Source organism: Streptomyces adustus, assembly GCF_009377175.1.
GTDB lineage: Bacteria > Actinomycetota > Actinomycetes > Streptomycetales > Streptomycetaceae > Streptomyces > Streptomyces adustus.
This window is the reverse complement of the sequence record NZ_VJZD01000057.1, coordinates 31607-43279: the sequence shown is the minus strand read 5'-3', so window position 1 is coordinate 43279 and position 11673 is coordinate 31607. Positions and strand designations below refer to the sequence as shown.

Genomic DNA, 11673 nt, shown 5'->3' with positions numbered 1-11673 from the left:
GTGCGGGCGGGTCGGGGCCAGGGACTTGGCCCGGCGGATCTTCTTCCCGAGGTCGTTCAGCGTCTCGGAGGTGCACGCCTGGCGCAGCATCGGGAAGAGGTTGTCCTCCTCGTCCTGGACGTGGGCGGAGACCTCGTCCATGAGCTGCTGCAGCAGCGGGCTCATCTTGGGGTCTTCGGTGTCCGTCTTCTCCAGCTGCTTGAGGAGCTTCTCGACCCGGGTGTGGTCCGCGATCTCCTTGTCGGCGATGCGGTCGCCGCCCTTGATGTGTTCTCGTACCGCCGGGTACAGGTGCTCCTCCTCGGCGACCGAGTGCCGTACGAGTTCGATGGTGATCTCATCCACGAGGTCACGGAGTTCCTGCCCGCCACCCGGCATCCCCTGGATCCGAGCGAACATCTCCTCGACCTCCCGGTGGTCGGTCATCAGTTCCGCGATCGCGTCTCCGCCATGCCCCATTGTTTCTCCGCCTCTCGCTGGTCATGCCCGGGCCGGGACGATCCCGCCCAGCTGACAGTGGTTCCCGATCCCGATGGACCCCGCGCTGCCCCGGGCGATGTCCACCCGGTCGGGTGACTCCGACTGACGGCCCCCGCCGGGCCCATCCGGCGGTACCCGGGCGGTGCCGAGGCTCCAGGGCGGGCCAGCAGCCCAGAGCAGGATTCCGTTCGAGTACGGCCTCATGTGGTGCACGAGTACGGCCTCATCTGATTCAAAGGCCCAAGCCACCGACCCCGCGCAATGCGCCTTGGTCCATACGGCCCTGTGCGTACGTGACGTGGCCCGGCACCGCGCCGCCCGATAGCGATCCAGCGTGCAGCTAGTACGACGCCGACGGCGGGCGCCGCAGTCTGCAGTCAGGGCGGGTACCACGTGGTAAGTGGGCGCGAGCGTGATGACGTTTCCGTACACAGGACGCGTCTGAACCGGGGCGGTGTGCACGTCGCACCGGCACCCCCGCATTGCTTCAGCCGGGCCACGTGCCGGTCAGACGCCGAGTCGAGGCAGCTCCGGCGCGGTCGACGGCGGCTTTGACTCCGGCGAAGATAGCGCCCTGGACGATGGCGGCGAGCAGTACCTCTGCCCAGGCGCGCTCCTCGTCGGTGGCGTCCGGGGCGTCCTTGTCGTGACCGAGCATCTTCCATGCCTGCTTGAACAAGGCGCCGGCGAGCATGCCACTGGCTGCTCCCAGCACCAGTCCGACGGGCTTGTAGGCGATCTTCAAAGCCTTCACGTTACGTCTCACCCTTCCTGCGGCGGCCCGCCAGCCACAGCACGGCCACGACGCTGGTGGCGGCCAGCCATGCGGTGCGGTTGTCACGGACCAGCCGGGCTGTCTGGGCTGCTCTGTGCCGGAGCGGCTCGGGCGCCTTGTCCTGCAGCATGTGCCCGGCCCCGGCTGCCTTCGCACGGGCATGCTCGGTGGCCTGGGACGCCTTGTCCTTGACCGGGTCGGGCAGCCTGTTCTGTACCTGGGAAGCGGCGTCGGCGGCCTTCACCTTCAGCTCCCCGGCCTTGACGCCGGCCCGCTGCTTGACGTCGGCGGCCTTCTCCTTGGCGCGGGACTTGACGTCCGTCTTGGTGGCAAGGGCTTCGACCGTCTCACCCAGTTCGTGTCGGGTCTGCTCGACCTGCTGGCGCAGCTCTTCGGGGCTCTGCGCGGCGGGTTCGTCGGGGGGCGGCTGGGTCATCGCTGCGCACTCTCCTTGATCTGTGCCACGTCTTCCTTCACGCTGTCGATCGTCTGCTCGGGCGCGGGCGGACTGGCCTGGCTGACTTCCTTCTTGCCCGTGAGTGCCAGGGCTGCGGTGATCACGCCCAGCACTGCTGTGATGATCAGCGCTGCGGCCCATACGGGCAGCGCCATCGCCAGGCCCGCGATGGCAGTGGCCGCCAGCGCCTGAAGGGTCAGGAAGCCGGCCACTCCGGCGCCGCCGAACAGCCCACCGCCCTTGCCGAACCGCTTGCCCTTCTGTTTCATCTCCGCCTGGGCCAGTCGCAGCTCGCCGCGTACCAGCTCCGTGAGCTGCTGCGAAGCCCGCTGTACCAGTTCGCCGACCGGCTCCGATCCGGCAGCCTGCGCCCCACGGTCCGCGCCGTGCGCGTGCGGTGTTGCGTTCGACATGACTCGCACCTCTCCTCTCGCTCTTGCGTTCGCCTCCGGTGCGGACCGCGCATCTGATCAGCTGTTGAACCGCGAGTACCCGCCCCCATCGAGTTCAGGACCCTGCGGGCGGAAAACCCTGGTGCATGCGTCGTTCACCCGGTCCGAAGAGCACAGGCTGTGTGCGCATGGCCTTACGGGCTGCCCCGCGAATGGTGGCTGGCCGTGCTGGCCTGGGGGTTCGGCTGGTGGGTGAGCCAGCAGGGCGTTGTGCGTGCGGGCACGAGTTCAGTGCTGGGCTTGTTCCGGGGCGGCGCCTAATCGAAGTCCTTCGGTTTCCTCGGCGGGGCGCTGGCCTGGTCGGGGAACTCGTTGGCCAATCCCCGGTAGCCCTCGTCGACCTCGGCTTTCACTCTGGGATGCCGACGGAACTGCTCGGCGATGCCCTCCGTGCGCGCACAGGTCTGGTCGTGCATCCTGCCGGGACGTGCCGCGCCGGACCACAGGGTGCGGCCCTGGTGGTCGCTGATAGGGGTGGTCTTGATGGTGTTCTGCCTGCGCTTGCCGGAGGCGAAGGTCCGCCTGCCGGGGCGGTTGGCCCTGGGACGTCGGACCTGAGTCTCGGTGCCGTCGATACGCAAGGTGACGTTCTCTGCGGCGGCGTGGGCGAACGCGTCCTCCAGAGTGTGCAGTCGCAGGCCAGGCCGGTCGGGGACGGCGAATCCGCGCTCCGACAGGAGCGGGCGGATCTCGCTGATCGGGCGGCCGATGGTGGAGGAGCCCACCTCGTAGATTACGCCGAGAGTCTCGTGGGTGAAGCCGGTGCGCAGGTGAACCAGGGTGGCCGGCAGCTGGGTGAAGACGAGTTCGTACTTCGGGCCGGCCCCGGACTGCCGTCGGCGCGCCGGCGCCGCTCGTGCCGCGCGGACTCGTAGCGCGCTTCCCAGCGTGGCGCGAGTTCTTCGATCAACTCGCCGAGATGTGGGCGCGCGACGCCGCAGAAGGCGGGATGTGCCATGGCCGCGCGGGCCTGCTTGATCCTCACACCTCAAGAACCCGCGCGGGTGTCGTCATGTCACGGCCTGTCCGGGAAGCTGGTCAGACCCGGTCCAGGGGTCGGTGCGGACCGCTGGGAAGTTCTACTTCGATCGTGTCGCCAGGGCGCACTATGCCGCCTTCCCTCACGATGCTCATGATTCCGGCTTTGCGCACGATGTTCCCCGCCTCGTTGCGGCCGACGACCTGCTTGAGCAGCCCATCCTGGAAGTTGTCGATCTGCAGGCAGGGATTGCGGAGGCCGGTAACTTCCAGGACCGCGGAGTCGCCGATGCGCAGCAATGTGCCGACCGGCAGACCGAGCAGATCGATGCCGCGGGTGGTGATGTTCTCGCCGAGTTCGCCGGGCGCCACCTTGAACCCTTCTGCGCCGACTTCGGCGAAGAGCTCTTCATGAATGAGGTGGACCTGGCGCAGATTCGGCAGGGTGGGATTCTGCGCGACGCGCGAGCGATGCCTGACCGTCACACCCGCGTGCACGTCCCCCTCCACACCGAGCCCGGCGAGCAATCTGACGCTGTCCCGGTTCGGCTTGGTGAACGAGTATTCCCCGTTGCTGCTGACCGCCGTCACTCTCCCGCTCATACCTCGGAACCCCCTCGTCGTAACCGTGATCAGCCACGAGCCTAGCCATCGCCTCTCAGGCGCGGCATCCACGATCAATCGCGGGTGGGACCGTCGGCCGAAGGGGTACTCGCCTGTCATGGTTCGGCTACCCAAACTGGGACACAAGGATCGCGAACTGCGCCAGGGCGACGATGTCGGCGAGGCTTCCGGGCCTGCTGCCGACCGGGCGCCCGCGAAGGACACCGAGCGGCGCTACGGGCCAGAGGAGCAGGTCGAGCGCAAGGCGCCGGACGCTCCGACCGATCTGTCCAAACGGTCCTGGGGCGCGGTGTTCAGGGGCAGCCTGCGGGAGTTCAAGGACGACGAGCTCACCGACCGGGCCGCGGCGCTGACCTACTACGCGGTGCTGGCGCTGTTCCCGGCACTGCTGGTGCTCGTCTCCCTGCTGGGCATCACCGGCAAGTCCACCACGGACAAGGTGCTGGCCAACCTCAAGCAGCTCGCCCCCGGCTCGGCCCGCGACATCATCACCCGGGCCGTGGAACAGCTACAGGGCAACAGCGGCACGGGTTCCATCGTGGCGATCGTCGGCCTGGTGGTGGCGGTGTGGTCGGCGTCCGGCTATGTGGCGGCGTTCATTCGCGCGGCCAATGCCGTCTATGACATGCCCGAGGGCCGCCCGGTGTGGAAGATCCTGCCCGTACGCGTCGGGGTCACGGTTGTGCTGATGGTGCTCGCCGTGATCAGCGCGCTGATCGTGGTCTTCACCGGCGCCCTCGCCCGCCAGGCCGGCACCGCCCTCGGTATCGGCGACACCGCGCTGACGGTGTGGTCCATCGCCAAGTGGCCCGTCCTCGTCGTGCTGGTCACGATCATGATCGCGATCCTCTACCGGGCCACCCCTAACGCCAGGGTGAAAGGCTGGCGGTGGATCACTCCCGGGAGCTTCCTGGCCCTGGTGATCTGGATGATCGCCTCCGCCGGATTCGCGCTCTACGTTGCCAACTTCGCCTCCTACAACAAGACCTACGGCACCCTGGCCGGCGTCATCGTCTTCCTGGTCTGGCTGTGGATCACAAACCTGGCCATCCTGCTCGGCCTGGAGTTCGACGCGGAGGCCCTGCGACAGCGGGCCATCGCCGGCGGCCATCCGCCTCAGGCCGAGCCGTACGCGGAGCCGCGCGACACCCGAAAGTGGGACGAGCAGGACCGCCGCCGCATGGACGAAACCTGACCTGCACAGGAACGACCGAGCAGATCTTGCGTGAAACCTGCAGGACTTGAAGTTGCCGACGGGACTCACGGCTGCCATTCGGATGCTGCGCGCCTGGTCAACAGTGCCATGGATAGGGTGCCGGGCGCCGTGGTGGACAGGTCATGTCAGGGTTGAACCACTTCACGGTTTTCGTGCACCACGCTCACTCCTGCGGTGCTGTGCTCGTCTCAGCCGGGCCATTGTCACCCCCCGCCTTTGCCGGCGGACCGGCAACACACCTGAGCGGGGCGGCGGATTCCTCCGCCGCCAGTACTACGGACCGGATCACGGACAGCGGTAGGACCCCCGGCCAGCCCAGCAGGCGCGCCCCGGCAGTTTCGCCGGCAGTGCGCACGTGCAGCCCAGGGATGGTGGTCTCCGACCACTGCTGACCGTCGTACGTCATGGCCCATCATGGCCACGGCCCGGCGCGGCTACCGTGGGGACACTCCGTGCCGCCTCGGAGCGCCCGTTCGGGCCGAGCGCCCGCATGCTCGCCGGGGGCGGGCCGCCCAGCATTCGCGGCCGACCTGGTGCGATCGGCGCTCGACAAGCGGATCGCGGAGGACACCGCGCGCACCAGCAGCTGACGGGGCGGCAGACGAAGTACGTAGGCCGCCCGGGCATTGCACGCGAGCAAAGGCGCTCGGAGGGAGTCGACGGACTGGCCCCGTCGACACGCGACACTTCGGCAACAGGGCCTCTTTTGAGGACACAGGGCCTGCCGAGTTCGAACCAGGTTCGGCCGGACCCGGCAGGCCTGGCCCTGGGTTCTAATCCGGCGGCTCCGCAGGACGCGGTTGCCCGGGCTCCGGCGGGGCGGGCTGCGGGCCGGGCTCATCCGGACGGGACGGAGCCGGTGGCTCAGACGGCGGAGTGGGCGAACCGGGCGGTGGCGGCGGATCTCGCGGTACCGGCGGCTCGACGGGCTTCGATGGACCATTCGGCTCCGCGAGCAGGAAGGATGCTGCGGCCGCCCGGGCATCAGCCGGAGGCCGTCGGTGCGGCGGTGCAGGCACAGCGCGCATCATCGTGAACTCCTATCGGCCGAGGGCCTTTTCGAGCTCCTCCTTGTTCATCTTCGAACGGCCGTGGACATTGCGCTGCTTGGCCTCGTTGTACAGCTGCTCCTTCGTCGGGCCTTCGGAGCCGCTGTGCGAGCGCTGCCCGCCGCGCCGGGAGGAGGACATGTCCTCGATCGAGCTGCGGCTGGCCGTCTCCGACTCTCCGTGCCGGGCCCGTTCCTTGTTCACCGTGCGGGCAGCGATCTCCTCCGCGCGCTTCTCGCTCTCACCGCGATCCAGCGCGCTGTCCTTGATGTGCTCGTACTGCCGCTCCCGCTTCGGGCTGGATCCACGGGGCATGGTCATACCTTTCTGTGCCGGACGAACATGGTGGCCGAGGTCTGCATGACGTGCCGGGGCGAGCCCGTCTGCGTCGTGCACGGCTTCTCGGAGATCGTGTACGACCTTGTTCCGGATCGCCCGCCGGTGCTCCGAGCCGAAGCGCTCACGGAGGTGAGAGCGCCTGATCCTCACTGGCGTGGCCATATGCAGCATCCGGGTTCCCCATTGCCCGCTTTCGACCCGTCCCCCAAATTCGATCTCCGTGCGCGACCGTCTCCCCCCGCATTCGGCGAGACATCCACGGCCAAGGGAACCGTGGCAGGACTCGACTCCACACGGGCAGGACCGACCACCGCAGACCTGGGTGATCAATCACTGCCCGGGGCGGACCTCCCGCGCGGCCCGCCGGGCGCGAAGTGCGCACCTCGACGACCACCGACACAGGTTCCTCGGCTCCACCACGGCAAGGGCGACCGGGCCACTCGTGGGGCAAGCCGGGGGACGGGGCGTCCCCGACCACGGCCAAACGGGTCACATCGCCACGACGGCGAACCCGTAGCGCCGCCCCGCGCGTTACACAGGACCCCGCCCGCACCAGGAAAGGACAGTCATGCGTCGCCCCGCCCTCCTTGCCGTCTGTGCCCTCATCACCGCAGCAGCCACCGGATTTCTCGCCACCACCGCACTCCGACGCCGCTGAACACAGCCCAAGCCTTCCGGCGGCCGGCCTTCGGGAAGTCCCCGATTCCAGCGATCGGCCGACGGTGCAGCCGCCCGAGGCACGACTACGGAAGCGTCGCGGCCGCCGCGCCCGCTGACGAGCCTCGCAGCTGCACGCGGCGGCGCAAGGCTCCTGGTGGTGGGAAACGACAAGCACCGGCAGCCTGCTTCGCGAGCGTGACAGGCTGGCCGACCCGCGCGAGGCGCTCGCTCACGGTGAGGCCGATTGAACACAGGGGAGGCTAATCAGGCGCTGGTGGGCGGACCCGCCCAGCGCTGGTTGTAGCGGCGGGCCGCCCGGTCGTTGAGCACACTGGCCGCCCTGCGCAGGGTCCGTGCCCAGACGGATCGGGCCGAGGCGTCCAGGGCATGCCCCTGCATCATCGCCGCGCGCTCCCCGGTCCGCTCGGCCGCGTCGTCAGGTGGCGTGGGCAGCACCCGGGCAGCCAGTCCGCTCGCCCGCGTCACCAGCCGGGGCGCGACGGCGTGCACCATCGCCCCGGTACGGGCCGCCGGGGTGAGCACCAGCCGGGTGCGCCTGTGCTCCACAGCGCGCACGATCTTCTCCGCCGCGCGCTCGGCGTTCATGGACAGCAGCGGCATTCCCGCCAGTGCCGAGAACCAGGCGAACTCCGCCTGTGGCCGACCGCCGAACTCCGCCTGGAGGTGTGAGCCCGTCCGCATCAGCCCGGGGTGGACCGTGGTGACGCTGACCGCGCTCCCGGCGGTCTCCTCCTGGAGTCCCTCGCCGAGCGCGCGTACCGCCGCCTTGGCACAGGAGTAGGGCACCAGGTGCGGCACCGCCAGCAGTCCGCCGACGGAGCACACCAGGCCCAGGCGACCGCCCGCAGGGCTGCGCCGCAGGTACGGCAGTGCTGCGAGCGCGGTGTGAAGGGCGCCGGCGAAAATGGTCTCCATCGCGTCCTTGAACGCCTGCGTTCCCGCGGTCTCGGCGGGAGCCACCTGGATCACACCGGCATTGGCGATCACGAGGTCGAGGCCGCCCTCCTGCTCCGCCGTCTGCCGGACAGCAGCCGTCACTGCCCGTTCGTGCCGCACGTCGCACACCATCGGGCGCGGGGTGCTGCCGGTACGGTCCCGTACCCAGGTCACGGCCCGGTCGAGTTCGTCGGCGTCCCGGGCTAGCACGGTCACCCGATAGCCGCGCCGGGCCAGCTGAGCCGTCATCAGCAGGCCCAGACCGCGGGAGCCACCGGTCACAAGGGCCGAGAGTCCATCGGTCACGGATCGGGATCGGTACGTCGCCGTCACGTCGTCACCTCGCTGCTCGTATTGGGCTCCGGCCCTGCCACCCGGTCGCGAACCTCGTTCGGGAAGGCCGGCCCGGGATAGCTTGGCCAAGGGCTTTGACCCGCTAACCACCGGGCGCCGCGCCACCCATGTCGAGTACCCGCCCGAGTGTCGAGACCAACTGCGGTGTCGCTCCGGCGCGCCTCACGGATCGTCGTAAGCATGTGGGTCACCTGGGCGGGCACGGGCGGACCGCCAAGTTGGTCGCCGCGTTCGGCGAGTGGCTGTGAGCCATGCCGGCCGCTCGGTCGGCCCGACATGCCATGCTGACCGGCGACAGCACCCCGCGCCCTTCGGAGGATCCGTGGTCGCCACCTATCACCGCGCCGACCGCGAGAACGGCGACCACATCGACGACTCGTCCGAGGACGCCATCTACATGTTGATCGACGACCTGAACGACACCGACAACACCTTCGTCGCCATCCAGCCCGACGGGACGACCCTGCCTGGTACGTCACCGTCGCCGTCCTCGACTCCGGCGGCTACGAGGTAGTCCGCCGTGACACTCTGCTCGACTCGCATCCGTCACCCCCGCACGGTACGCCGACCTGGAGCACCGCACCGGAATCCGCCACGACCGCCGACTCGGGCGCCCCGCAAGAACACCCGAGTCTGCCGCCCGGACTGGAGATCCCGTCCCGTCGGGCTCAGTCGAGGTTTCAGAGTCCCATGGACTTGGCGACGATCGTACGCATGATCTCGCTGGTGCCGCCGAAGATCCTGCTCGCCCGATTGTCGGCGTACAGCCGCGCGATCGGACTGTCCGTCGTGAAGCCGAGGCCACCGTGGAGTTGCAGACACCTGTCGATCACCCCGGGCGCCGCCTCCGTGCAGTACAGCTTGGTGGCGGCAGCCTCCTCGGCGGTCAGCTCCCCCGCGTCGAAGGCGTCCAGGGCCTGGTCGACGACCGCCTGGAGCGCGTTCACCGTGACCTTGCAGTCGGCGAGCACGAACTTGGTGTTCTGGAAGGCGGCGACCGGCTTGCCGAAGGCGGTGCGCTCGCGGACGTACTCGGTGGCGAGGTGGACCGCGGCGGCCGCGTGCGCGTACGCCCCGACGGCAATGCCCAGGCGTTCCTGCGGGAAGATCTCCGCGAGACAGGCGAAGGCTTCGCCCAGACCGCCCACCACGTCGCCGGCCGGGACCCGCACATCGCTGAACGTCATGGCGACGATGTCGGAGGACCGCAGGCCGAGCGTGGCCGCCCCGGTCTCGACCGTCACACCCGGGGCCCGGGTGTCCACGGCGAGCAGGGACATGCCACCGCGCCGGTCGGACCCGTCCGTGCCGGTGCGGCAGGCGACGAGCACCAGGTCGGCCTGCGCGCCCCCGGAGACATAGGCCTTGGCCCCGTTGAGCACGTAGTGGGTGCCGTCTTCGGACAGCTCGGCGCTCGTGCGCAGACCGGCGAGGTCGGAACCCGCCTCCGGCTCCGTGATCGCGATGGCCGTCATCAGATCACCGGTGACGAACCCCGGCAGCCAGCGCTCCTTCTGCTCCCGGGTCGTGTATGTCACCAGGGTGGCCGGAAGGGCCAGATGCGCGCTGGCGCCACCGAAGGTGACACCGGCCCGCGCACACTCCTCGGCGATGACGGCGTTGAACTTGAAGCTCTTTTCACCGCTGCCGCCGAACTCTTCCGGGATACCGAACCCGAAGATGCCCAGTTTTCCCAGTCTGCGATAAAAGTCACGCGGCACCCGACCTGCCGCCTCCCACTCGGGATATAAGGGTACGACCTCTGTCTCGATTAGGTCCCGCACCCTCGCACGGAACGTCTCGTGCTCGTCCTGGAAAACAGTGCGCCGCACCGTGTCTTCCCCCTGTAGCTCTGATCGGTGTCTGGGCCAACGACTCGACGCTAATACGGAGTTGAGGACCCTGTCCAGGCCAGCAGGCCTTGTCATCCGCGGTCGCCCTGTGCCTAGTATTCGACCATGGGGTTCGAGGCCGCCGACGTGGCCTGTGGCCCCGCCTGCCGATTTTCATGGGGGAGACAGGCGTGAAACCAACGGGCAGCAAATATTTGTTCAATGCTCGCGACCCGCGATTACGAACCGACCCGTACCCGCTCTACAAACAGCTCCGGGACGTGGAGCCGGTCCACCGGACACCTTATGGCCATTGGGTGGTATCGGGACACGACGCGGTCGCTTCGCTCATACGGAATCCCGGATTGAGCAGTGAATATCCGCAGGATCCCGGATGGGCCGAGCAACGGGGCGGGCGGGACAGCCCGATCGTGCGGGCCACCCGCAGCTGGATGCTCATGAGGGACGGCGACGGGCACCGCCGGCTGCGCGGACTGGCCAACCCTCTGTTCACCGCCAGAGCGATCCAGGAGACAGCGCCCCGGATCGCCGGAATCGTCCACCGCATCATGGACGACATGGGCGAGGGTCGGGACATCGACCTGATCGGATCACTCGCGGCGCTGGTGCCGGTGACCGTGTTCTGCGGCCTGGGTGGCCTGCCCGTGGAGGACCGCGACCTGTGCCGGAAGTGGACCGACGCTCTGGGCCACGTCATCGACCCGGCCGTCGACGAGACCGCCCGACGGACCATGAACGACGCGGCCGAGGAATTCGGAGCCTATATTTCCGGACACCTGGAAAAGCGGCGCGCGGATCCGCAGAACGACATCCTCTCCCGGCTGCTGCTGGCCGAGTTCGACGGCGAGAAACTCTCCGACGAGGAGATCATCGCCAATGTCATGATGTTCTTCCTGGGTGGTCACGAGACGACCGTCAACCTCATCGGCAACGGCATGCTGGCCCTCCTACGCCATCCCGACCAGTTGCGCGCCCTGCGTGAGGACCCCGGTCTCATCGAGAACGGCATCGACGAACTGCTCCGCTACGACGCGCCCATCCAGCTGGTGGCGCGGATCACGACCGGCGAGATCGAGGTCGGGGGCAGCACCATCCCGGTCGGCTCCAAGGTGATGATCCTGCTCGGCGCAGCCAACCGCGACCCGCTGCGCTACCCCGACCCGGACCGCCTCGACCTGGGCCGGCCGGACGTGCGCCCGTTGTCCTTCGGCGGCGGCCCCCACTACTGCATCGGCGCCCTGCTGGCGAAGACCGAGGCCAGGCTGGTCTTCACCGAGCTGCTGCGCCGCCACCGCGACATCAGACTGAGCGGCGAGGACGTCGTCTGGCGTCCGCAGGTGAACATCCGCGGGCTCAGCGAACTCCGCGTCGATCTCCTCTCCTGACGTCGGCCCGGCCTCCCGGCCGCCGCACCGCACCGCCCGGCGGCTGTCCGCAGTGGCCGGTATCTGTCCACCCGACCACGCCTGCCGCCCGCAT

The 11673-nt window shown here is 68.9% G+C and carries 11 protein-coding genes and 1 pseudogene; 3 read left to right on the top strand and 9 right to left on the bottom strand.

What is annotated here, in order from left to right:
- The 6 genes from FNH09_RS16820 to FNH09_RS16795 form a co-directional block, all read right to left on the bottom strand.
- A partial coding sequence (locus tag FNH09_RS16820) for a hemerythrin domain-containing protein (protein ID WP_152888644.1) occupies positions 1 to 459 on the bottom strand: 459 nt, incomplete at its 3' end.
- 508 nt (positions 460 to 967) lie between these two features.
- A complete protein-coding gene (locus FNH09_RS16815) occupies positions 968 to 1234 on the bottom strand; it encodes a DUF4235 domain-containing protein (RefSeq protein ID WP_162468692.1) in 267 nt (88 codons plus the stop codon).
- 1 nt (position 1235) lies between these two features.
- Complete coding sequence (locus tag FNH09_RS16810; protein ID WP_152888640.1) at positions 1236 to 1691, bottom strand: DUF3618 domain-containing protein; 456 nt, start codon at positions 1689 to 1691, stop codon at positions 1236 to 1238.
- Entirely contained in the window at positions 1688 to 2125 is a 438-nt protein-coding gene (locus FNH09_RS16805) for a phage holin family protein (RefSeq protein ID WP_152888638.1), read from the bottom strand. Before FNH09_RS16805 ends, FNH09_RS16810 begins: the two co-directional genes overlap by 4 nt.
- 296 nt (positions 2126 to 2421) lie before the next feature.
- A complete protein-coding gene (locus tag FNH09_RS16800) occupies positions 2422 to 3156 on the bottom strand; it encodes a transposase family protein (RefSeq protein ID WP_152888636.1) in 735 nt (244 codons plus the stop codon).
- Between the two features lie 46 nt (positions 3157 to 3202).
- Positions 3203 to 3745: an MOSC domain-containing protein gene (locus FNH09_RS16795; RefSeq protein WP_152888634.1), complete on the bottom strand. Its 543-nt coding sequence runs from the start codon at positions 3743 to 3745 to the stop codon at positions 3203 to 3205.
- Positions 3746 to 3863: 118 nt separating this feature from the next.
- Here FNH09_RS16795 and FNH09_RS16790 point away from each other — a divergent pair, with 118 nt between their 5' ends.
- Complete coding sequence (locus tag FNH09_RS16790; protein WP_152888632.1) at positions 3864 to 4961, top strand: YihY/virulence factor BrkB family protein; 1098 nt, start codon at positions 3864 to 3866, stop codon at positions 4959 to 4961.
- Between the two features lie 1061 nt (positions 4962 to 6022).
- Here FNH09_RS16790 and FNH09_RS16785 read toward each other — a convergent pair.
- Both FNH09_RS16785 and FNH09_RS16780 read right to left on the bottom strand, forming a co-directional pair.
- Complete coding sequence (locus FNH09_RS16785) at positions 6023 to 6346, bottom strand: plasmid stabilization protein (RefSeq protein ID WP_152888630.1); 324 nt, start codon at positions 6344 to 6346, stop codon at positions 6023 to 6025.
- 948 nt (positions 6347 to 7294) lie between these two features.
- Positions 7295 to 8293, bottom strand: a complete 999-nt coding sequence (locus FNH09_RS16780) for an SDR family NAD(P)-dependent oxidoreductase (RefSeq protein ID WP_338017593.1) — start codon at positions 8291 to 8293, stop codon at positions 7295 to 7297.
- A 370-nt stretch (positions 8294 to 8663) separates the two neighbouring features.
- Between FNH09_RS16780 and FNH09_RS16775 the strand changes: the two are divergent.
- Positions 8664 to 8884 (top strand): annotated as a pseudogene (locus tag FNH09_RS16775) (hypothetical protein); the annotation flags it as partial.
- Positions 8885 to 9021: 137 nt separating this feature from the next.
- On the opposite strand, the gene FNH09_RS16770 reads toward FNH09_RS16775, so the two are convergent.
- On the bottom strand, positions 9022 to 10173 hold the full coding sequence (locus tag FNH09_RS16770) for an acyl-CoA dehydrogenase family protein (RefSeq protein ID WP_162468690.1): 1152 nt from the start codon (positions 10171 to 10173) through the stop codon (positions 9022 to 9024).
- 365 nt (positions 10174 to 10538) lie between these two features.
- On the opposite strand from FNH09_RS16770, the gene FNH09_RS16765 reads away from it, so the two are divergent.
- Positions 10539 to 11579, top strand: a complete 1041-nt coding sequence (locus tag FNH09_RS16765; RefSeq protein ID WP_162468689.1) for a cytochrome P450 — start codon at positions 10539 to 10541, stop codon at positions 11577 to 11579.
- Positions 11580 to 11673 lie beyond the last annotated feature (94 nt).